17 protein-coding genes are annotated in these 19,281 nt (G+C 65.0%); 15 read left to right on the top strand and 2 right to left on the bottom strand.

Features of this window, described 5'->3' with window-relative positions:
* The first annotated feature begins 237 nt into the window (after positions 1 to 237).
* From EI171_RS36145 to EI171_RS36135, 3 genes are all read left to right on the top strand, one after another.
* Positions 238 to 483 carry a hypothetical protein gene (locus EI171_RS36145; RefSeq protein WP_028175072.1) on the top strand — a complete coding sequence of 82 codons (246 nt, stop codon included), beginning with the start codon at positions 238 to 240 and terminating at the stop codon, positions 481 to 483.
* 121 nt (positions 484 to 604) lie between these two features.
* On the top strand, positions 605 to 859 hold the full coding sequence (locus EI171_RS36140) for a hypothetical protein (protein ID WP_028175071.1): 255 nt from the start codon (positions 605 to 607) through the stop codon (positions 857 to 859).
* Positions 860 to 974: 115 nt separating this feature from the next.
* Positions 975 to 2,135, top strand: a complete 1,161-nt coding sequence (locus EI171_RS36135) for a winged helix-turn-helix domain-containing protein (RefSeq protein ID WP_161536129.1) — start codon at positions 975 to 977, stop codon at positions 2,133 to 2,135.
* Here the strand turns inward: EI171_RS36135 and EI171_RS36130 are convergent.
* Entirely contained in the window at positions 2,120 to 2,560 is a 441-nt protein-coding gene (locus EI171_RS36130; RefSeq protein ID WP_161536128.1) for a DUF2809 domain-containing protein, read from the bottom strand. The genes EI171_RS36135 and EI171_RS36130 overlap by 16 nt on opposite strands.
* A gap of 80 nt (positions 2,561 to 2,640) precedes the next feature.
* Here EI171_RS36130 and EI171_RS36125 point away from each other — a divergent pair, with 80 nt between their 5' ends.
* The 11 genes from EI171_RS36125 (at position 2,641) to EI171_RS36075 (ending at position 17,868) form a co-directional block, all read left to right on the top strand.
* Entirely contained in the window at positions 2,641 to 3,972 is a 1,332-nt protein-coding gene (locus EI171_RS36125; protein WP_011085208.1) for an MFS transporter, read from the top strand.
* 349 nt (positions 3,973 to 4,321) lie between these two features.
* Complete coding sequence (locus EI171_RS36120; protein ID WP_161536127.1) at positions 4,322 to 5,428, top strand: efflux RND transporter periplasmic adaptor subunit; 1,107 nt, start codon at positions 4,322 to 4,324, stop codon at positions 5,426 to 5,428.
* Positions 5,429 to 5,712: 284 nt separating this feature from the next.
* Positions 5,713 to 8,850: an efflux RND transporter permease subunit gene (locus EI171_RS36115; RefSeq protein WP_011085210.1), complete on the top strand. Its 3,138-nt coding sequence runs from the start codon at positions 5,713 to 5,715 to the stop codon at positions 8,848 to 8,850.
* Between the two features lie 34 nt (positions 8,851 to 8,884).
* Positions 8,885 to 9,484, top strand: a complete 600-nt coding sequence (locus EI171_RS36110) for a TetR/AcrR family transcriptional regulator (RefSeq protein ID WP_028175068.1) — start codon at positions 8,885 to 8,887, stop codon at positions 9,482 to 9,484.
* 119 nt (positions 9,485 to 9,603) lie between these two features.
* Positions 9,604 to 10,227, top strand: a complete 624-nt coding sequence (locus tag EI171_RS36105) for a flavin reductase family protein (protein ID WP_161536126.1) — start codon at positions 9,604 to 9,606, stop codon at positions 10,225 to 10,227.
* Positions 10,228 to 10,513: 286 nt separating this feature from the next.
* Positions 10,514 to 12,781, top strand: a complete 2,268-nt coding sequence (locus EI171_RS36100) for an acyl-CoA dehydrogenase (RefSeq protein WP_161536125.1) — start codon at positions 10,514 to 10,516, stop codon at positions 12,779 to 12,781.
* Positions 12,781 to 14,064 (top strand): acetyl-CoA C-acetyltransferase, encoded by a 1,284-nt coding sequence (locus EI171_RS36095; RefSeq protein WP_011085214.1) that lies wholly within the window; start codon positions 12,781 to 12,783, stop codon positions 14,062 to 14,064. Before EI171_RS36100 ends, EI171_RS36095 begins: the two co-directional genes overlap by 1 nt.
* 2 nt (positions 14,065 to 14,066) lie before the next feature.
* On the top strand, positions 14,067 to 16,163 hold the full coding sequence (locus EI171_RS36090; RefSeq protein WP_161536124.1) for a 3-hydroxyacyl-CoA dehydrogenase NAD-binding domain-containing protein: 2,097 nt from the start codon (positions 14,067 to 14,069) through the stop codon (positions 16,161 to 16,163).
* Positions 16,164 to 16,222: 59 nt separating this feature from the next.
* Positions 16,223 to 16,975, top strand: coding sequence for a fatty acid desaturase family protein (locus EI171_RS36085; protein WP_246740334.1), 753 nt, complete (start codon positions 16,223 to 16,225; stop codon positions 16,973 to 16,975).
* A 79-nt stretch (positions 16,976 to 17,054) separates the two neighbouring features.
* On the top strand, positions 17,055 to 17,486 hold the full coding sequence (locus EI171_RS36080) for an acyl-CoA thioesterase (RefSeq protein WP_028175063.1): 432 nt from the start codon (positions 17,055 to 17,057) through the stop codon (positions 17,484 to 17,486).
* A 190-nt stretch (positions 17,487 to 17,676) separates the two neighbouring features.
* A complete protein-coding gene (locus EI171_RS36075; RefSeq protein WP_028175062.1) occupies positions 17,677 to 17,868 on the top strand; it encodes a hypothetical protein in 192 nt (63 codons plus the stop codon).
* A 98-nt stretch (positions 17,869 to 17,966) separates the two neighbouring features.
* Here the strand turns inward: EI171_RS36075 and EI171_RS36070 are convergent, their stop codons facing one another.
* A complete protein-coding gene (locus EI171_RS36070) occupies positions 17,967 to 18,434 on the bottom strand; it encodes a nuclear transport factor 2 family protein (RefSeq protein WP_011085218.1) in 468 nt (155 codons plus the stop codon).
* Between the two features lie 155 nt (positions 18,435 to 18,589).
* On the opposite strand from EI171_RS36070, the gene EI171_RS36065 reads away from it, so the two are divergent.
* A complete protein-coding gene (locus EI171_RS36065) occupies positions 18,590 to 19,276 on the top strand; it encodes an HAD family phosphatase (RefSeq protein ID WP_161536122.1) in 687 nt (228 codons plus the stop codon).
* The last annotated feature ends 5 nt before the right edge of the window (positions 19,277 to 19,281 follow it).

The raw sequence follows: 19,281 nt of genomic DNA, 5'->3' as shown, positions 1-19,281 counted from the left end.
GAAGGCAGCTCGATCCCGCGGGCCGCTTCCGCTTTGGAAACCCTTGCACACCGATGGCCGCAAAGCCGTCTCCGCAGGGCCCGCTCGCGAACAAGAAATCGGCCAGATGCACGCCTAGCAGAGTTCTTCGCCATCAACCGCAGACGAAGGGGAGCCGAGTTCCATCCAGTGCCGAGGCCGAGTGATTATCAATCCTTTCGCAGTAGCCCGCCGGATCGGACTGTGTCCCTGAGCTCCATGCCCATCTATATCGGCGCGGCGATGATCGCGGTGGCGATCCTGCTGTCGACCCTGATCACGGGCCTGACCTCCCGCTATGTCGGCCTCGACGGGCCGAACGACGAGAACATGTGGCTGGTCGACCGTCTCACCGGCAACGTCTACCGCTGCCAGGCGGAGGGGCGCGGCAAGGCCTCGTGCGAGCCCGATATCGCCACCGGTAGCCTCAGCGATCGGCCCAGAGCGCCGAAAGACGGCCGTTGAGGCCCTTCGTCTTCGCAGTGCAGCAAGAAAATTGTCTTCTCCGCGAAACGTCCGCGCGAGAGAATACGTAATTGCGAAGGCCGGCATGACGCCGGTTTCGTTTTACGGAGGAGACTTTTCCATGAAGATGTTGCTCACGACCGCAGCTTTTGTCGCGTTCACTCTTTCGTTGTCTCCCGCCTCCGCCGCCATGATGGCGTGCACCGGCGAGAACATGACGAAATCGACGGCCATGATGATGGGCACCGCCGACACGCCGGCCAAGATGGCGGCCAACAAGGAAATGGCCATGGCCAACACCGACATGAGCAACGGCAAGATGAAGAGCGGCTGCATGCATTACATGAAGTCGCAGAAGGCCATGATGGCGAAGTAGGCCTCGTTCATGCCGAACGGCCGCGCTGTCAGCAGATGGCAGCGCGGCATTTTCTTTTTTTGCTCCTGGTCCGCTGCTTTCTCCCGGTGCGAATCCCGCTAAATTGCTTCCTGCAATGTCACGCGCGCCGATCCCACTCACCACGACACAGGCCCGGCAGATCTGGCTGCACGCCCAGCGGCTTGATGAGCGCACCCCCTTCGGCGAGGGTGCGCAGGCCGTTGCGGACGCGACCGCTCATCTCGGCTACGTGCAGATCGACACCATCAACGTCATCGAGCGCTGCCACCACCACATCCTGTTCAGCCGCATTCCGTCCTACCGCCGCGCCGATCTGCGCCAGGCCCAGAGCGTCGACAGGAGCGTGTTCGAATACTGGACCCATGCGCTGTCCTACATCCCCTCGAACGATTTCCGCTTCTTCCTGCCGGCGATGCGCGAGCACCGGCGCGAAGGGCACAAATGGTTCGCCTCGGTGAAGCCGGCCGACACGCGCAAGGTGATGCGGCTGGTGCGCGCCGCGCCGCTGACGATCCGCGACATCGAGGACGACGTGCTCACCGAGAAGGAGCATCTGTGGCAGAGCCGCAAGCCCTCGAAGCGCGCGTTGCAGCTTGCCTTCTACACCGGCGCCGTGACCATCAGCGAGCGCCAGGGCATGCTCAAGACCTACGAGCTGATGACGCGTCATTTCGGCTGGGACAAGCTGCCGAAGCCGGCATCGGCAAAGGACATCACGGCCTATCTGCTCGATCGTGCGCTGCGGTCGCAGGGCGTGGTGAGTCTCGATTCGGTCTGCCATCTCGACGCGCCGAGCAAGAAGGCGGTCGCGCGCCTGATTGCCGCGCGCGTCCGTCGCGGCGAGCTCGTCCCTGTCGCGATCGACGGCGCCGGCAAGCAGGAGCATTGGGCGGCGCCCGCGGTGCTGGAGGCCGGCGGTGAGGGGCCATCGCCCGATCTCGTCCACATCCTCTCGCCGTTCGATCCCCTGATCATCCAGCGCAAGCGCACCAGTCTCATTTTCGGCTATAACCATCTGTTCGAGGCCTATGTGCCGAAGGCCAAGCGCAAGCTCGGCTATTTCGCGCTTCCGGTGCTGGTCGGCGACGAGATCGTCGCCGCGCTCGATCTCAAGACCGACCGGCAGGCGAAGAAGCTCTTGATGCAGAAATGGACCTGGGTCGGGGAGGGGAGGAAGACCGCGGGGCGCAAGGAGCTCAAGCGTGTGATCGAGGAAGAGCTCGATCGCTTCGAGCGGTTTCAGCTGGCGGATTGAGCGAGGCTGCGCGTCTCGGCGAGCCGATCGATCCAGACGCCGAACGCAATCCCAGCTGCGTAGGCGACCAGATTCCACAGCGAGAAGATGCGCCCGAGCAGCAGTGCGCCGGCCGTGGTGAGCCGGAACGCATCGAGCCACGGCGTGTGCACCAGCCGGGAGAACTCGACGACGACCGCGATCGCCGCCGCGATGGCCGCAAGCTGCATCCGCGACAGCCGCGGCAGCAAAACCCCGACCAGCAAGACCACCATCGTGGCCCACAACAGCGAGCCGCCATACTTCACGACGAAGGCGGGAAGGCCGAGCGGGAGGCCGTGCCAGCGCAGGGACAGTCCGCAGGCGATCACGACCAGCGCCAGCCCGGCCCGGACCAGGGATGTCCGAAGCGGCGCAACCGGTTTGACCGGTTGCGCCCCATGCATTGCTTGCTCCATTGACTCTTTCGCGGCGATGCTCAAAACCCCGGATCAGCCCATAAAAGCAACAACCCCGGGGGGAAGCCATGAGCCAGACCACGACCTATGCCGGTTCCGCCGGCACAGCCAAGACGGAAATCGAGACCTCGACCATCCGCGCCATCTCCTGGCGCCTGATCCCGTTCCTGGTGCTGGCCTACTTCTTCTCCTATCTCGACCGCGTCAATCTCGGCTTCGCCGCGCTGACCATGAACGCGGAGCTGAAATTCACGCCGCTGATCTTCTCCTGGGGCGCCGGCATCTTCTTCATCGGCTATTTCATCTTCGAGGTGCCGAGCAATCTGGCGCTGGAAAAGTTCGGCGCCAGCCGCTGGATCGCCCGCATCATGGTGACTTGGGGCATCATCTCGGCGCTGATGGCGATGGTCAGCGGCGTGACGAGCTTCTACGTCCTGCGCTTCCTGCTCGGCGTCGCCGAAGCCGGGTTCTTCCCCGGCATCATCCTCTATCTCACCTATTGGTATCCGGCCGAGTATCGTGCCCGCTTCCTCGCGGCCTTCGCCATCGCCGTCCCGGTCTCGACCGTGATCGGTGCGCCGGTCTCGGGCCTCTTGCTCGGGCTCGACGGCGTGATGGGGCTGAAGGGCTGGCAGTGGCTCTTCATCATCGAAGGCATCCCGTCGGTGCTGCTCGGCATCGTCACCTGGTTCTATCTCACCGACAGGCCGGAGAAGGCGGATTGGCTCTCGGCCGAGCAGAAGGCCTGGCTGAAGGCGAAGCTCGATTCCGAAATCGCCGCCAAGCAGGCGGTGAAGCATCTGTCGCTCGGCGAAGCGCTGTCCTCGCCGAAGGTGATCGCGCTCAGCCTGATCTATTTCGGCTTCGTCGGCGCGCTCTACGGCATGCAGTTCTGGCTGCCGCAGATCGTGAAAGCGTTCGGTCTCACCAATGCCCAAACCGGCTTCGTCACCGCGATCCCGTATTTGTTCGGCACCGTCGCGATGATCCTGTGGGCGCGGCATTCCGATGCGACGCGCGAGCGCGTGATGCATGTCGGCGCGCCGCTGCTGCTCACCGCGGTCGCGCTCGGCGTCTCCTCCTATCTCACCGACCCCACCCTGACGATGGTGGTGCTGACGGTGGCCGCGATCGGCGTGTTCTGCTGCTTCGGCGTGTTCTGGACGCTGCCGACCGCCTGGCTCTCCGGCACGGCCGCGGCCGGCGGCATCGCCCTGATCAACTCGATCGGCAACCTCGCCGGCTTCGGCGGGCCGTATTTGATCGGCTGGGTCAAGGAAGCCACCGGCCAGACCTCGACCGGACTGCTGGTGCTCGCGGTGCTGCCCCTGCTCGCCGGCATTTTGGTGTTTGTCGGCGGCCACGACAGCAAGCACGAGTTCGCCGGGCAGGGGCGGTAGAGCGCCACTCACGACTGCGTAGCCTGGATGGAGCAAAGCGAAATCCGGGACCACGCGCACGATGCTCCAAAGGCCCCGGATTGCGCTGCGCCCCATCCGGGCTGCGAGCTGTCTCCTCCAACGTCGCCCTGGCGAAAGCCAGGGCCCATACTCCGCGGCTCCTCTTGGGGCACGCGGGGAGACGGCCTCTTCCAGCAACCGAGTTCAGGGGTAATGGGCCGTGGCTTTCGCTGGGGTGACAGGGATTACCACCCCTTAACGATCACGCTTTCCTGATGACTGACGATTATTGACTTTTATCAGTGATTAGTCGACATTCCTCTCATTGCAGTCGCAGGAGTGTCCTCCGATGTTCGTCCGGTCGGTTTTATCCAGCTATTCCAAGCTCTTGGCGGGTGTGTCGCTGGCCCTGATGGCCGCGGCGCTGGCCGGGTGCAATGACACCGTCGCCGAGAAGGCCGAACCTCCGCGGCCGGTCCTGGTCGCGACCGCGCATTATGATGCAGAGACCCCGGAGCGCAGCTTCGTCGGCACCATCAGGCCCCGGATCGAGAGTGACCTCGGCTTCCGCGTCGCCGGCAAGGTCGCCAAGCGCCTCGTGGAGGTTGGCCAGACCGTCGAGATCGGCCAGCCGCTCGCCACCCTCGACGAGGTCGACCTGAAGCTCCAGGCCGAGCAGTCCGTGGCCGAGCAGACCGCTGCGACCGGCGTGCTGGCCCAGGCCGCCGCCGCCGAGCAGCGCGCCAAGGATCTGAAGGCCAAGGGCTGGACCACGGACGCGCAGATGGATTCGAGCCGCGCCGCCGCCGATGAGGCCCGCGCACGGTTGAACCGGGCCGAGCGCTCGGTCGAGTTGACCAAGAATTCCCTTTCCTACGCGACGCTCAACGCCGACGCCCGTGGCGTCGTCACCGCAACGCTGATCGAGCCCGGCCAGGTGGTTGCCGCAGGCCAGGCTTCGATCCGTGTCGCCCGCTTTGCCGAGAAGGAAGCGGTCGTCGCGATCCCTGAGACGCTGGTCGGACGTGCCAAGTCGGGCGCTGCCAGCGTCACTCTTTGGTCGGAGCCGGGCAAGAAATATACGGCCAAGCTGCGCGAGATCGCGCCCACCGCGGACACCGCCACGCGCACCTATCTCGCAAAGTTCTCGCTACCCGAGGCCGACGACAAGGTTTCGCTCGGCATGACCGCGACGCTGACGCTGTCGGACGCCGCCACCGAGCGCGTCGCGCGGCTGCCGCTGTCGGCGCTGTTCAACGAAGGCGGCAAGCCCTCCTTCTACGTCGTCGACGACAACGGCGCGGTGACGCTGAAGCCGGTGGTGGTGAAGTCCTACGAGAGCAACGACGTCATCATCACCAGCGGTGTCGAAGAGGGCGCCAGGATCGTCGCTCTCGGCGTGCAGAAGCTCGATCCGGGCCAGAGGGTGCGGGTCGTTTCGTCCCTGTCTTTCTAGTTCCTGTCGTTCCGGGGCGGCCCGAAGGGCGAACTATGGTGCGCAATTGCGCACCTGAGAATCTCGAGATTCCGGGTCTGGTCCTTCGGACCATCCCGGAATGACAAGAGAAGTCGAGTTTCGTCGTGTGAGGTGAGTTTCGGCCCAAGCGCAAATGCTGGGGCTGAAGCGGCGAAGCGATCCAGAACCTGCCCAGCCCCCTGGATTGCTTCGCTGCCTCGCGACGACGGGTTGAACTGAGTGGCTGTCTTTTTTGCAACTGGATCGTCTTTTCGGAGAGAGCGATGAAGCGCTTCAACCTTTCGGCCTGGGCCGTCAGCCATCCGACGCTGGTCCTGTTCCTGATGCTCGTGCTCGGCGTCGCCGGCTTCTTCTCCTATCAGAAGCTCGGCCGCGCCGAGGATCCGTTCTTCACGGTGAAGGTGGTCAACGTCTCCGTGATCTGGCCGGGCGCGACCGCGCAGGAGATGCAGACCCAGGTCGCCGATCCCATCGAGAAGAAGATCCAGGAGCTGCCCTATTTCGAGAAGGTGCAGACCTATTCCAAGCCGGCCTTCACCGCGCTCCAGGTCACCTTCCGCGACTCGACGCCGCCGAAGGACGTGCCGTACCTCTTCTATCTGCTGCGCAAGAAGCTTGTTGACGTGCAGGGCCAGCTGCCCGCCGGCATCCTCGGACCCGTCGTCAACGACGAGTTCTCCGACGTCGATTCGATCCTCTACATGATGACCGGCGACGGCGCCGACTATGCCCAGCTCAAGAAGGTGTCCGAAGGCTTCCGTCAGCGCCTCCTGAAGGTGCCGGGCGTGACCAAGGTCGACGTCTACGGCAATCAGGACGAGCGCATCTTCGTCGAGTTCAGCCACGCCAAGCTCGCCACCCTCGGCATCACGCCGCAGGCGCTGTTCGACTCGCTTGCCAAGCAGAACAACGTGACCCCGGCCGGCACGGTCGAGACCTCCTCGCAGCGCGTGCCGCTGCGCGTCACCGGCGCGCTCGACGGCGCCAAGGCCGTGGCCGAGACCCCGGTCGAGAGCAACGGTCGCGTCTTCCGCCTGGGGGATATCGCCACCGTCACGCACGGCTATGTCGATCCGCCGAGCTTCGTCGTGCGCCAGGAAGGCAAGGCCGCGATCGGCATCGGCGTCGTCACCGCCAAGGGCGCCAACATCCTCGATCTCGGCAAGGAGGTCGAGAAGGCCACGGCCGAGTTCATGAAGGCGGTGCCGCAGGGCATCGATGTCAAGCTGATCGCAGACCAGCCCAAGGTGGTCGAGCACGCCGTCGGCGAGTTCGTGCACTCCTTCATGGAGGCGCTCGTCATCGTGCTGTTCGTCTCGTTCCTGGCGCTCGGCTGGCGTACCGGCATCGTGGTCGCGCTCTCCGTGCCGCTGGTGCTCGGCATCGTCTTCATCGTCATGAACACGATGTCGCTCGACCTGCACCGCATCACGCTCGGCGCTCTGATCATCGCGCTCGGCCTGCTCGTCGACGACGCCATCATCGCGGTCGAGATGATGGTGGTGAAGATGGAGCAGGGCTGGGACCGTATGCGGGCGGCATCCTTTGCCTGGGAATCCACTGCGTTTCCGATGCTCACGGGAACGCTGGTCACGGCCGCTGGCTTCCTCCCCATCGGCTTTGCCAATTCCGCGGTCGGCGAATATGCCGGCAGCATCTTCTGGATCGTGGCGATCTCGCTGGTCGCCTCCTGGTTCGTGGCGGTGATCTTCACGCCCTATATCGGCGTCAAGCTGCTGCCCAACATCAAGGTGCACCACAACCACGATCCGCACGCGGTCTATGAGACCCGCATGTATCGCGGCCTGCGCGCCGTCGTGCAGTGGTGCGTCAATCACCGCATCACGGTGGTGGTCGCGACCGTCGGCGTCTTCGTCGCCTCGATCGTCGGCTTCGGCCATGTCCAGCAGCAGTTCTTCCCGCTGTCGGAGCGGCCCGAGCTGTTCCTCCAGCTGCGCCTGCCGGAAGGCACGGCCTTCAACGTCACCGAGAAGGCGGTGAAGAAGGCCGAGACGCTGCTCAAGGACGACCAGGACATCGAGACCTATACCGCCTATGTCGGCCAGGGCTCGCCCCGATTCTGGCTCGGCCTCAACCCGCAGCTGCCGAACGAGGCCTTCGCCGAGATCGTCATCGTCGCCAAGGGCGTCGAGGCGCGCGAGCGTATCAAGGCCAAGATCGAAAATGCGGCTGCCGAAGGTTTTCTGTCCGAGGCGCGCGTCCGCGTCGACCGCTTCAACTTCGGTCCGCCGGTCGGCTTCCCCGTGCAGTTCCGCGTGATCGGTCCCGATGCCAACAAGGTGCGCGAGATCGCCTACCAGGTCCGCGACGTCATGCGCGAGAACAAGAGCGTCAAGGATGTCCAGCTCGACTGGAACGAGCAGTCGCCCTACCTCAAGCTCGTCGTCGACCAGGACCGCGCCCGCGCCATGGGCCTGACCCCGCAGGACGTGTCGCAGGCGCTCGCAATGCTGATCTCGGGCTCGCAGGTCACGACCGTGCGCGACGGCATCGAGAAGGTCGGCGTGGTCGCCCGTGCGGTCCCGTCCGAGCGCCTCGACCTCGGCGGCGTCGGCGACCTCACCATCACCTCGCGCAATGGCGTTGCCGTGCCGCTGCAGCAGATTGCCAAGATCGAGTACTCCCACGAGGAGCCGATCATGTGGCGGCGCAACCGCGACATGGCGATCACCGTGCGCTCCGATGTCGTCGACGGCGTGCAGGCGCCCGACGTCACCAACCAGATCACGCCGAAGCTGAAGGCGATCAAGGATCATCTCGAGCCGGCCTACCGCATCGAGCCGGGCGGCGCGTTCGAGGAATCCGCCAAGGGCAACGCCTCGATCTTCATCCTCTTCCCGGTGATGGTCATGGTGATGCTGACGCTCTTGATGATCCAGCTTCAGAGCTTCTCGCGCCTGATCCTGGTGTTCCTGACCGCGCCGCTCGGCATCGTCGGCGCGTCCCTCGGCCTCAACGTCGCCAACGCCCCGTTCGGCTTCGTGGCGCTGCTCGGCCTGATCGCGCTCGCCGGCATGATCATGCGCAACGCGGTCATCCTGGTCGACCAGATCGAGACCGACGTTTCTCATGGCTTGACGCGCCGGGAGGCGATCGTGGAGGCGACCGTCCGCCGGGCCCGTCCGGTGGTGCTGACGGCGCTGGCCGCCATCCTCGCCATGATCCCGCTGTCGCGCTCGGCGTTCTGGGGCCCGATGGCGATCACCATCATGGGTGGCCTGTTCGTGGCAACCTTCCTCACACTCCTGTACCTGCCGGGCCTCTACGCCCTGTGGTTCAGGAAGAGCCTGGACGAGGCCGGCACCCCCGAGCAGCCTGCCGCGCCGCAGCATGGGAGCGATGACCCGCACGCAATTCCGCTTGCTGAAGCGGCTGAATAAGTGAGAAGAAGTGCTGATTGACGAGTCCTGACAGATGACACTGATTGCGGAACATATCGAAGGCGACACCCGGGATCGTATCCTCGAGGTGGCCGAGCGGCTGTTCCGCCAGATCGGCTACCAGAAGACCACGGTCGGTGACATCGCCAAGGAGCTCAGGATGAGCCCCGCCAATGTCTATCGCTTCTTCGAATCGAAGAAGGCGATTCACCAGGCGGTGGCCCGTTCGCTGATGGGCGAGGTTGAGATCGAAGCGCAGCGGATCGTGGCGAGGCCCGGTCCGGTGCTCCCGCGCTTCCGCGAGCTGCTCACCACCATCCATCGCATGAACACCGAGCGCTATGTCGGCGACAACAAGCTGCATGAGATGGTCGAGATCGCGATGCAGGAGGACTGGGACGTCTGCGTCGCCCATATGGAGTGCATTGCCGGGGTGATCGGCCAGATGATCGCGCAAGGCGCGGCCTCCGGCGAGTTCGAGGCCCCGGACCTGCAATTGGCCGCGCTCTGCGCCTCCACGGCGATGATGCGCTTCTTCCATCCCCAGATGATCGCCCAGTGCGCCACCAAGCCGGGCCCGACCATCGACCAGATGATCGATTTCGTCATCGCGGGTCTGTCGCCGCGTCACTGATCAATGTTTTGAGTTGACCGTCATTCCGGGGCGATGCGAAGCATCGAACCCGGAATCTCGAGATTCCGGGCTCGGTCCTGCGGACCGCCCCGGAATGACGGAAAACGGAGAAGCAGCGCGTGACCGACAAAGACCTCTACTTCTACGAACCCTCCAAGGGCCACGGCCTCAAGCACGATCCGTTCAACGCCATCATTGCGCCGCGGCCGATCGGCTGGATCTCCTCCCGCGACACCAGGGGCCACGTCAACCTCGCGCCCTACAGCTTCTTCAACGCGTTCGCTTACGTGCCGCCGATCATCGGCTTCTCCTCCACCAACTGGAAGGACACGGTCGAGAACATCAAGCAGACCGGCGAGTTCGTCTGGAATCTCGCCACCATGGATCTTGCCAGGCACATGAACGCGACTGCCGCGCATGTCGCCCCCGAGGTCGACGAGTTCGAGGTCGCCGGCCTCACCGCCTTGCCCGGCAAGCTCGTCAACGTGCCGCGCGTGGCTGAGAGCCCGGTCGCCTTCGAGTGCAAGGTGTCCGACATCGTCCGCCTCAAGGGCGCCGACGGCAGGGAGGCCGATGCCTGGCTGACGCTGGGCGAGGTCGTCGCCGTCCATATCGACAAGGCCATGATCAAGGACGGCGTCTACCAGACCGCCGCCGCCCGCCCAATCGTCCGCGCCGGCCGCCGTGGCGACTATTTCGAGATCAAGCCGGAAAACATGTTCGAGATGGTCCGGCCGGATTAGGTCCGGCCACCGCTCTCTCCACACGTCATTCCGGGGCGACGCGTAGCGTCGAGCCCGGAATCCATACTCCCGATCGTGGTTATGGATTCCGGTTCACGCTACGCGTGCCCCGGAATGACGGTGGCAAAAGCGGCTCTCCATCCCTCCCGGAACTGCCCCCACGCCTGGCCGTTATGGCCCCTGGGGCGGCCGCCCGGCCGCGTCAATTTCGCAGGGGAAGTGTTCACCTCCGCCAGCCACTTTCCGCTAAAATGTCGGTCACCCGCGCTGATCCATGAGGTCCGCCATGAGCTTCCGCCGCGACACCATCACAAAACCGGTCTTCTCCTGGGCGCGCGGCGTGCTGCCGGCGATGTCCGAAACCGAGCGCGAGGCGCTGGAGGCCGGCGACGTCTGGTGGGACGCCGATCTGTTCACCGGCAACCCCGATTGGGCGAAGCTGCTGAAGGTCCCGCAGGCGACCCTGACCGACGAGGAGCAGGCCTTCCTCAACGGCCCGGTCGATGAGCTCTGCGCCATGCTCGACGAGTGGAAGATATTTTGGGAATGGCGCGATTTGCCGCCGGATGTCTGGCATTTCGTCAAGCGCGAAAAGTTCTTCGGCATGATCATTCCGAAGGAGTTCGGCGGCCTCGGCTTCTCGCCCTATGCCCATTCGGAAGTCGTGCGCAAGATCTCGACCCGCTCGATCGCTGCCGCCGTCACGGTGATGGTGCCGAACTCGCTCGGCCCCGGCGAGCTCCTGATGCGCTTCGGCACCAAGGAGCAGCAGGCGCGCTGGCTGCCGCGGCTGGCCAACGGCCGCGACATTCCCTGCTTCGGCCTCACCAGCCCGGAAGCCGGCTCCGACGCCGCCTCGATGGTGGACAGCGGCGTCATCTGCAAGGGCACCTTCGAAGGCCGCGAGGTCGTGGGCCTCAGGCTCAACTGGCACAAGCGCTACATCACGCTCGGCCCCGTCGCGACGCTGCTCGGACTCGCCTTCAAGGCCTATGACCCCGACCACCTCGTGGGCCAGCAGGAAGAGCTCGGCATTACCGTGGCGTTGATCCCGACCAATCTGCCCGGCGTCGAGATCGGCCACCGCCATCTGCCGTCGATGCAGGTCTTCCAGAACGGCCCGAACCGGGGCCGCGACGTCTTCATTCCGCTCGATTACGTCATCGGCGGCAAGGAGCGCCTCGGGCAGGGCTGGAAGATGCTGATGACGGCGCTTGCCGCCGGCCGCGGCATCTCGCTGCCGTCGCTGTCGGCCGCGGGCGCTGCCTATGCCGCGCGCACCACCGGCGCCTACGCCCGCATCCGCGAGCAGTTCGGCATCTCCATCTCCAAGTTCGAAGGTGTCGAGGAGCCGCTCGCGCGTATCGTCGCCACCGCCTATCAGCTCGACGCGGCACGGCGGCTGACCTGCGCGGCGCTCAATGCCGGCGTCCATCCCGCCGTCATCTCCGGCATCATGAAGCTGCACGCGACCGAGCGGATGCGCACCGCCGTCGACGACGCCATGGATATCCACGGCGGCAAGGCCGTGATCGATGGTCCGCAAAACTATCTCGGCAATCTCCACCGCGCCGTTCCGGTCGGCATCACGGTCGAGGGCGCTAATATCCTCACCCGCAATCTCATCGTGTTCGGGCAGGGCGCGATCCGCGCCCATCCCTATCTGCTCGACCAGATGAACGCGCTCGCCGACACAGATCGAGAACGCGGTTTGACGGCATTCGATACCGCGTTCTGGAAGCATGTCGGCCACAGCTTTCAGACACTCTTTCGTGCCTTCGGCCGGAGCTGGACCTTCGGCGCGTTCGCGTCGGCGCCGGAAGCGGGCGACGCCACGCCATTCTATCGCCAGCTCTCGCGCTATTCGGCGGCGTTTGCGCTCTGCGCCGACATGGCGCTGCTCACGCTCGGTGGTGCGCTCAAGCGCAAGGAGATGCTGTCGGCGCGCTTCGGCGACATTCTGTCCGAGCTGTATCTGCTCTCGGCCGCGCTGAAACGCTGGCAGGACGAGGGCCGGCAGACGGAGGACTTTGCCGCGCTGGAATGGTGCATGGCGACCGGCTTCAAGACCATTGAAAATCGGCTCGCCGAAATTCTCGCCAATCTGCCGAACCGCTTCGTCGCGGGATTCCTCAAGCTCGTGGTCCAGCCTTTCGGCGCCCGTGTGCTCGGCCCGTCCGACCGGGTCGTGCACCAATGCGCGAGCCTCGTGCTGGAGCCGTCGGCGGCACGTGACCGCTTGACGGCCGACCTCGCTCATGTCGACGATGACGGCGGCTTTGCCCGGCTGGAGCGCGCCTTCAAGCTGGTCGCGGGCACCGATGCGATCGCCAAGCGCATGCGCGCCGCGCACATCAGCGACTGGAAGGAGGCGGTCGCCAAGGGCGTGATCACGCAGGCCGAGGGCGAGCAGCTCGCCGCAACCCGCGAGGCAGTCACGAAGGTGATCGAGGTCGACGATTTTGCGCCGGAGGCGCTGTCGCCGATTTACAAGAAAACCGGAGATGTGCATCAGTTCTTCCAGGAACTCGGTGAACAGAGGGCGGCGAGCTGATGGCACGACCGGTATTCATCGTCGACGGCAGCCGGACGCCGTTCCTGAAGGCGCGCTCGGGGCCGGGGCCGTTCACGCCGGTCGATCTCGCCGTGCAATGCGGCCGGCCGCTCCTGGCGCGCCAGCCGTTTTCGCCCACAAGCTTCGACCAGGTCATCCTCGGCTGCGTCAACGTGATCGCGGACGAGATGAACCCGGCTCGCGTCGCGGCGCTTCGGCTCGGCATGGGCGAGGACATGGTCGCCTTCACGGTGCAGATCAATTGCGGCTCCGGCATGCAGTCGATCGACACCGCCTACCGCTACATCCGCGAGGGCCACGCCGACATGATCCTGGCCGGCGGCACCGAGGCGCTGAGCCACGCGCCGCTGGTGTGGCCGAATTCCGGCGTGCGCTGGTTTGCCGGTCTTGCCACAGCGAAGGGCGTGGCCGCAAAGCTCGCCGCCGCCTTCAAATTGCGGCCGCGCTATCTCAAGCCGATCATCGGCCTCGAGCGCGGCCTGACCGACCCCATCACAGACTTGAACATGGGCCAGACCGCCGAGGTCGTCGGCCATCTCTTCGGCATTACGCGCGCACAGTCCGACGCCTACGCAGCCGAGAGCCATCGCCGGCTCGCGCACGCGCAGGGCGCGGGTTTTCTGAAGGGCGAGGTCGAGACCGCCTTTTCCCGCGACGGCAAGTTCTTCGACCATGACGACGGCGTGCGTCCGGACTCCACGGCCGAGACGCTCGCAAAGCTGAGGCCGGTGTTCGAGCGCCCCTGGGGCCAGGTCACCGCCGGCAATTCCTCGCAAATCACCGATGGCGCCTCCTGGGTGATCCTCGCATCCGACGCGGCAGTCGCAAAGCACAAGCTGACGCCGAAGGCCGTCATCGTCGACAGCAACTGGGCCGCGCTCGATCCCAGCATCATGGGGCTTGGTCCCGTGATGTCGGCGACGCCGCTGCTTGCGCGCAACAACCTCACCATCAAGGACGTCGAGACCTGGGAGCTGAACGAAGCTTTCGCAACTCAGGTACTCGGCTGCCTCGCCGCCTGGAACGACGACAAGTTCTGCCGCGAGATTTTGGGGCTCGACGGCGCGGCCGGCGAGATCGACCGTGACAAGCTCAATGTCGACGGCGGCGCGATCTCGCTCGGCCATCCCGTCGGCACCTCCGGCAACCGCATCGTGCTGCATCTGGTCAACGCGATGAAGCGGCTCGGCACCCGGCGCGGCGTTGCCACCGAATGCATCGGCGGCGGGCTCGGCGGCGCCATGCTGATCGAGGCGGTGTGACCATGGATTCCAGGATCATGACCGCGCTCGGCGACCGCCTGCTGACGCTCGGGCCTCAGCCCGCGGCAGACAGTCCATACAAGCACTTCAAGCTCACGCGCGATGCCGACGGTGTCGCCTGGCTGCTGTTCGATCGCGCCGATGCGAGCGCCAATACGCTCTCCTCCGACGTGATGGAAGAGTTCGACGCGGTGCTCGCCGCGATCGAGACCGAACGCCCCGCAGGTCTCGTGATCCGCTCGGCCAAACCGTCCGGCTTCATCGCCGGCGCCGACGTCAACGAATTCCGCGGTGCCAGCGATCCCGAGATGGTGGAGACGCGCATCCGCGCCGCGCATGCCGTCGTCGACCATCTGGAGGCCTTGAGGCTGCCGACGGTCGCGGTCATCCACGGCTTCTGCCTCGGCGGCGGGCTCGAGGTCGCGCTCGCCTGCCAGTCGCGCATTGCCATCGAGGGTGCGCGCTTCGGCTTCCCGGAGGTGATGCTCGGCCTGCATCCCGGTCTCGGCGGCACTGCCCGTTTCACGGCGCTGGTCAATCCGACCCAGTCGATGGCCTTGATGCTGACCGGCCGCACCATCGATGCACGCCGCGCCAAATCGCTCGGCCTCGTCGACACCGTGACGCAGGAGCGCCACGTCCGTGGCGCCGTGAAAGACGTGCTGTTCGGCCGGCTGAAGCGGGCCAAGCCTGGCCTGCTGACGCGGGCGGCCAATCTCGGGCCGGTGCGTGGACTGCTGGCCAAGCGCATGCGCTCGGAGGCGGCGAAGGCCGCACCGCGCGAGCACTATCCGGCGCCTTACGCGCTGATCGATCTCTGGGAAACGCATGGCGGCAGCAAGGCCGCGATGTTGGCGGCCGAGCAGGCGTCGTTCGCCAAGCTGATGGTGACGCCGACCGCGCAGAATCTGATCCGCGTGTTCTTTCTGCGCGAGCAGATGAAGAAGGCGGCAGGCTCCGGCAACGCGGTGAAGCATGTCCATGTCATCGGCGCCGGCGCCATGGGCGGCGACATCGCAGCATGGTGTGCGGGGCAGGGGCTGCGGGTCTCGCTCGCCGACATGAAGGCGGAACCGATCGCAGGGGCGGTGAAGCGCGCGGCCGAGCTTTACGGCAAGATCATCCGCAAGCCCACCGAGGTGCGCGACGCGCTCGATCGCCTGATTCCGGATATGGACGGCGAGGGCGTCCGCAACGCCGATCTCGTCATCGAGGCGGTGCCGGAAAAGCTGGAGCTCAAGCAGAAAGTCTATGCCGGTCTCGAGCCGAAGATGAAGCCGGGTGCGATTCTTGCGACCAACACCTCGAGCATTCCGCTTCAGGACCTGCGCACCACGCTGGCACGGCCCGAGCGGCTGGTCGGGCTGCACTTTTTCAATCCGGTGTCGCGGCTGCAATTGGTCGAGGTCGTCAGCCATGACGGCAACGAGCTGGAGGTGCTGAAGGATGCGCTCGCCTTTGTCGGTGCGATCGACCGCCTGCCGCTCGCCGTGAAGAGTTCGCCCGGCTTCCTCGTCAACCGCGCGCTGACGCTCTACATGCTGGAGGCGATGGTGATGCTGGACGAGAAGACCGACCAGCGCCTGATCGACGCGGCGGCCGAGCAGTTCGGCATGCCGATGGGACCGATCGAGCTTGCCGACCAGGTCGGGCTCGACATCTGCCTCGATGTCGGCGACATGCTGCGCACCAAGTTCGGCGATCTGCTGCCGCCGACGCCGGCCTGGCTGCGCGAGAAGGTCGCCAAAGGCGAGCTCGGCCGCAAGACCGGCAGGGGCTTCTACACCTGGAAGGACGGCAAGGCCGAGAAGGTGCCGCTCCCCGAGACCGGCCCGCGCGTGACCGACCAGATGATCGACCGCCTGGTGCTGCCGATGTCCAACGTCTGCGTCGCGGCGCTGCGCGAGGGCATTGTCGAGGATCCCGATGCGGTTGACGGCGCCATGATCTTCGGCACGGGGTATGCGCCGTTCCGCGGCGGCCCGCTGAACTATGCGCGCACGCGCGGCGTGGATAATGTCGTGTCGACTTTGCGCGAGCTTGCCGATCGATTCGGCGGACGTTTCGCGCCTGACGCGGGCTGGGACAATTTGAAATAGGGATGATGTCGGCAAAAGGTGCTATCATGGGTAGTGGAGCCCGTGGAGGAGCATCGCCGATGCCGACGATCCCGTTCTTCAAGCATGCGACCTTGCGCGAGATCATCATCACGCGGCTGTGCTGTGCGGCTGATGCCGTCGTGATCCTGTGCTGCGCAATTTATCTCGTCGAATGTTACCACGCGGCAGGATTGCGCTGGCCGTGGCTGATCGTGGCACTCCTGATCGGTTATTTCCTCGCTGATTTTTTTTCGGGGCTGGTGCATTGGGCGGTCGACACGTGGCTCGACGAGGGGGTGCTCGGCCGCGGCATCGCGATGACGCGAGAGCATCACACCCATCCGAGCCACGTCCTGCTCTACGAATTCCTCGACCAGGCTTCCCTCGGTGCGGCACCGAGCGCCGTGGTGGTCGGCATTGCGGCCGCGATCACGGCGTTGTTCCCGGTTTCCGCGCTCACTTACGCGCTGATGATCGTCTGGTTCGTGATCGCGACTTGCATGCTGTTTGGCATGAGCTTTCATAATCTTGCGCATTGGCGGGTCCGCCCGCCGCTCCTGCGCATGGCGCAAAGGCTGCATCTGGTCTGCTCACCCGAGCATCATTTGCGTCACCACCGCGACCACACTGTCCGCTATTGTGTCGTCAATGGATGGGCCAACTATCCGTGCGACCGTCTCCGGCTTTGGAGCAGGCTGGAACGGCTCGTGACGGCAACGACAGGGCGCACGCCGCGGGCCGACGATGCGGAGTGGCAACGCAAGCTCAACGATACCGGAATCTTCGTCGGGACGCCGCGGCCGGCTGGATAGCGCAAGCTTGTCGCGTGCCGATGTTGCGCAAGGCGCCGCGGCTTTGTATCCAGAGCCGAGAGCCGCGGAGATCAACCATATGACCGACACGCACGTCAAAACCCCTATCAGCTCCGGTACCGAGCCGAGCGGCGATCTCTGCATTCGCACGCTGGCGATGCCGGCCGACACCAACGCCAACGGCGACATTTTCGGCGGCTGGTTGCTCAGCCAGATGGACGTCGGCGGCGGCGTGTTCGCCTCGAAGATCGCGAAGTCGCGCACCGTGACGGTTGCGATCGAGGCGATGAATTTTCGCAAAGCGGTGTATGTCGGCGATCTCGTCTCTGTCTACGCCAATCTCGTGCGGGTCGGGCGCACCTCACTCACCGTGCATCTCGAAGCCTGGGCGCTTCGCCGCAGGGAGGCGCACCCGTTCCTCGTCACCGACGGCAACTTCACCTATGTCTCGATCGACGATCACGGCCGTCCGCAGTCGATAACCCCCACCGATACGCCGATCGCGACGTAGCCGCCGCGGCGCATCACCGCGCGACGTTGCGTCCGCGGTCGTCGCGTCTTCGCCAAGAACAAGTCATAAAACGGATGAGGTCCCAGCGTACTCAATTGCGTGTCGATTCGGGGTGGAAACGGCCTCAAATGCCCAGGAACCTTTGGGCAGAAGTGTCGTTATTTGCCCGCACTTGAGGAATCCACGGGCCATGCCGGACAGCTACATCATCGAAGTTAATTCACAGACCGCAGGTATCGTCGTTCGCTCTCAAGGAGGCTATTGCTTCTTCGCCTCATCCGACCGCTTCTACCGCCTCGAAGGCCAGCTCTTCCGCAACGCCCGCGAAGCCGAGCGCGCTGCGCGCAAGCTGGTTAACGGCGATGTGAAAGAAGCGGCGTAGCCCCTGTCATTCCGGGGCGCGCGTAGCGCGAACCCGGAATCTTTTGCCGCGCACTTCGCCTTACCCCCTCCCGCAAGGGGAGAGGGTAAGAAGCGACATCACAATTTCGTCGCCGCGCGTGACAGCAGCTTCCAGTCGTCGCCCTGCTTCTGCCAGTTCATCAGGATGTGAAGGTTGGTCGGCACTTTTTTCCCATCGGCCGCCATCTCCTGTTCCGCGACCCAGTGGAAGCGCACGATCGCGGCCGGGCCGACGACCTTGATGGTCGGGTCCTTGTATTCGATCGACAGGAATTTCGATTTGCCGTCGGTGGCGTTGGTGATGAAGGTCGCCTTGTCCTCCACCTTGCCGCTGGAATGGCTGTAGCTCAGATCGTCCCAGCACAGCGCGCCGAGCGCCTTCGGATCGGCCGCGATCTGGGCGAGGCGGAAGGCCTCGACCTTCTTCGCCACGGCTTCTTCGTCCGCCGCCGCGGCCAGCGCCGGTGTCGTAAGGGCGAGCGCAGAGATGGCAAGAGCTGGAACGGCAAGGGTCGAGAGAGCCAGATCGCGTCGGTTGATCGTCATCGTTTCCTCCTTTTTGCTCTTGATGAGAGTGTTACAGCCGCGCGCGGCTTTGTCGAGTGGTCACGTCGTCGTCATGCGCATGCGTCATTGCGTGATCGCAGCCATATTGATACGTGTCGCGCATAGATGCGTCGTGCATTTGGGAAAGTACGGAAATGATCGAGGCCAGGGACAATGCGACGGGCAGGGCATTGCTGTTCGACATCGACGGTACGCTTGCCAATACCGACCCGCTGCACTTGAAGGCTTTCAACGAGGTGCTCGGCCCTCGCGGCCATGTCTTCGATCACGCGCGGTTCTCGAGGGAGCTGCAAGGGTTCGCCAATGTATCGATCGGTGAGCGCTTTCTGCCCGACGAGGCGCCGGAACGGCGCGCCTCGATCCTCGATGAAAAGGAGGAAGTCTTCCGCGCGCTCGTCGCCGGGCAGATCGAGCCGCTGCCGGGTCTGATGGCGCTGCTCGACCGGGCGGACGCGGCCGGCATTCCCATGGTTGCCGTGACCAACGCGCCGCGTCTCAACGCCGAACTGCTGCTCTCCGGCCTCGGCATCACGGACCGTTTCAAGGCGCTCGTGATCGGCGACGAGCTGCCGCACGGCAAGCCGCATCCGCTGCCCTATCAGGAAGGCTTGCGCTTCGTCGGCGCGAGGCCGGAAACCTCGGTCGCATTCGAGGACTCCCGCACCGGCGTGCAATCGGCCACCGCGGCCGGCATTCCGACCATCGGCATCCGGACCAGCCTCAGCCATGCCGACCTGGTTGCCGCCGGCGCGGTCGCCTCCGCCGGCGCCTTCGACGATCCGGCCCTGCTCGCGCCTCTGGCTGCCGCGATGGCGTGGTGAGAGGC

The sequence above is a fragment of the Bradyrhizobium sp. LCT2 genome (assembly GCF_009931255.1).
GTDB classification, from domain to species: domain Bacteria; phylum Pseudomonadota; class Alphaproteobacteria; order Rhizobiales; family Xanthobacteraceae; genus Bradyrhizobium; species Bradyrhizobium diazoefficiens.
This window is presented reverse-complemented; position numbering and strand designations above follow the sequence as displayed.

Bases quoted from the DNA above. Each gene is read 5' to 3' on its own strand.
- EI171_RS36145 (WP_028175072.1), top strand. From the start codon at position 238: ATGCCCATCTATATCGGCGCGGCGATGATCGCGGTGGCGATCCTGCTG.
- EI171_RS36140 (WP_028175071.1), top strand. From the start codon at position 605: ATGAAGATGTTGCTCACGACCGCAGCTTTTGTCGCGTTCACTCTTTCG.
- EI171_RS36135 (WP_161536129.1), top strand. From the start codon at position 975: ATGTCACGCGCGCCGATCCCACTCACCACGACACAGGCCCGGCAGATC.
- EI171_RS36130 (WP_161536128.1), bottom strand. From the start codon at position 2,560: ATGCATGGGGCGCAACCGGTCAAACCGGTTGCGCCGCTTCGGACATCC.
- EI171_RS36125 (WP_011085208.1), top strand. From the start codon at position 2,641: ATGAGCCAGACCACGACCTATGCCGGTTCCGCCGGCACAGCCAAGACG.
- EI171_RS36120 (WP_161536127.1), top strand. From the start codon at position 4,322: ATGTTCGTCCGGTCGGTTTTATCCAGCTATTCCAAGCTCTTGGCGGGT.
- EI171_RS36115 (WP_011085210.1), top strand. From the start codon at position 5,713: ATGAAGCGCTTCAACCTTTCGGCCTGGGCCGTCAGCCATCCGACGCTG.
- EI171_RS36110 (WP_028175068.1), top strand. From the start codon at position 8,885: ATGACACTGATTGCGGAACATATCGAAGGCGACACCCGGGATCGTATC.
- EI171_RS36100 (WP_161536125.1), top strand. From the start codon at position 10,514: ATGAGCTTCCGCCGCGACACCATCACAAAACCGGTCTTCTCCTGGGCG.
- EI171_RS36095 (WP_011085214.1), top strand. From the start codon at position 12,781: ATGGCACGACCGGTATTCATCGTCGACGGCAGCCGGACGCCGTTCCTG.
- EI171_RS36090 (WP_161536124.1), top strand. From the start codon at position 14,067: ATGGATTCCAGGATCATGACCGCGCTCGGCGACCGCCTGCTGACGCTC.
- EI171_RS36085 (WP_246740334.1), top strand. From the start codon at position 16,223: ATGCCGACGATCCCGTTCTTCAAGCATGCGACCTTGCGCGAGATCATC.
- EI171_RS36080 (WP_028175063.1), top strand. From the start codon at position 17,055: ATGACCGACACGCACGTCAAAACCCCTATCAGCTCCGGTACCGAGCCG.
- EI171_RS36075 (WP_028175062.1), top strand. From the start codon at position 17,677: ATGCCGGACAGCTACATCATCGAAGTTAATTCACAGACCGCAGGTATC.
- EI171_RS36070 (WP_011085218.1), bottom strand. From the start codon at position 18,434: ATGACGATCAACCGACGCGATCTGGCTCTCTCGACCCTTGCCGTTCCA.
- EI171_RS36065 (WP_161536122.1), top strand. From the start codon at position 18,590: ATGATCGAGGCCAGGGACAATGCGACGGGCAGGGCATTGCTGTTCGAC.